Source organism: Sphingomonas pseudosanguinis (assembly GCF_014196255.1).
Taxonomy (GTDB): domain Bacteria; phylum Pseudomonadota; class Alphaproteobacteria; order Sphingomonadales; family Sphingomonadaceae; genus Sphingomonas; species Sphingomonas pseudosanguinis.
On record NZ_JACIDH010000043.1, the window covers coordinates 1 to 1,656 of the forward strand.

1 pseudogene is annotated in these 1,656 nt (G+C 63.7%); it reads right to left on the reverse strand.

What is annotated here, in order from left to right:
- Positions 1-308: 308 nt before the first annotated feature.
- Positions 309-1,500: pseudogene (locus GGR48_RS17835) on the reverse strand (IS701 family transposase).
- Positions 1,501-1,656: the final 156 nt, after the last annotated feature.

The following is a 1,656-nucleotide window of genomic DNA, read 5'->3' on the forward strand; positions in this document are numbered from 1 at the left end:
CTTATCGCCGTCGCACGGCAGCTCCTCGTCATCCTCAACGCCATGATCCGAAAGCGACAGCCTATCGCTCTCGCATGAGCATCACAGTTGCCCCCGCGCCAATGAGTTAACCCATTACATATCATGCAAGCCGTTTGATGGTTCCTCGGCCTAGCATTACAGTTGCGTTTTTGATCGAACATGCGCCTGTCGAGCGGCGGCTTGATGGGCGCGTCGCCAGCATGACCATGCGATGACGTGACGAGGCTCGATGCGGCGCTGGGCTAGCCGGATGGCGATACGGCGAATTTCCTGGACGGACCAGCGGATCAGGCCCGCGGCCTCGTCCAAGCTCTTTTTGGGGGCGCGGCATTGGCACGGGTGCGAATGGCCGCCAGCATGGCGAAGGCCAGCATGACGAGCGAGACGTGCCGATGCCAGCCATGCCAGGAGCGGGTTTCGTTGTGGTCGAGGCCTAGTTCGTTCTTGGCGGTCTCGAAGCTGTCCTCGATGGCCCAGCGATGTCCTTCCCCCCCGACCAGGGTTTCGATGGTCGTGCCGGCCGGGCACCAGGTGGTGAAGAAGGCAAGGTCATCACCGGCAAGGTGGCGGCGGATCAACAGGCCCCTGGTCCATGTCCCGGTTGCGCCATCGACATATTCGTCGGCTTCGAAGTCGGCGAGCTCGAAATAGGCCCAGTCGTGGAGGCGTTCGCCCTTGGTGCCCTGACCCGCCGGCAGACGCTGCCAGCCAGCCGGATCGAGGTCGTTTGCGATCTGCGCGGCGGTGCCCGCAACCACCGGCTTGTCGCCCCATGAGCCGAAGCGATGGTCGTCCTTCACGCCCAGCACATAGCCCTTGCCGGCACGGCGCAGCACCTGCTCGATGTCGCCGACGCCGTAGACCGCATCCGCCGCGACCCATGCGAACGGCATACACGCTGCGAGCGCGCGTTCGATCATCTTCACTGCCAGCGCCGGCTTGGTGGCGAATGCCGTGCCCTCCGGCACATGCGCAGCCGCCAGGCGTTCCGGGTCGGCGGTCCAGCTCCTCGGCAGATAGAGCGCACGGTCGACGAAAGCATGGCCCTTGCTCGAGACATACGCGGCGAACACGCCGATCTGGCAGTTGGTCACCTTGCCGGGCCGACCCGGTATATTGGCGCCCCACGCCACACGACGCCTTGCCCTGCTTCAGGAATCCGGTCTCATCAATGACCAGCACCGCATCATCAGCGCCCAGGTGCTCAAGCGCATAGTCGCGCACGACGTCGCGCAGGGCATCCCCATCCCACCGTCCGCGGCCCAGGATCGCCTGCTGTCGCCATGGCCCCGCATCGCCGGCCGCCTCGGCCCGCATCCACCCGGTCTTGCGGCGCTCGTCGCCCAGCAGGCCATCCAGAAAACTGTTCGCCGATGTCGCAACACGCGCCTGGCTGAACAATGGCCGCATCCGCGCTTTCACCTCGCGCAGCGATGATGCCCAAAGCTCCAGCGTCGCCTCGACCGATACTCCCGTCACCACAACCTCCTCGTCATGGTGACCCATTGATTCAGAACACGATCAAGAACGCAACTGTAATGCTAGGGTTCAAACTCAATCAGCCTCTTGAGGGGTGATGGTTTTCCTGATTCACTGGTGTGTGGATCAGGAGGAGTGAGGCATGGCGCTGTTCTG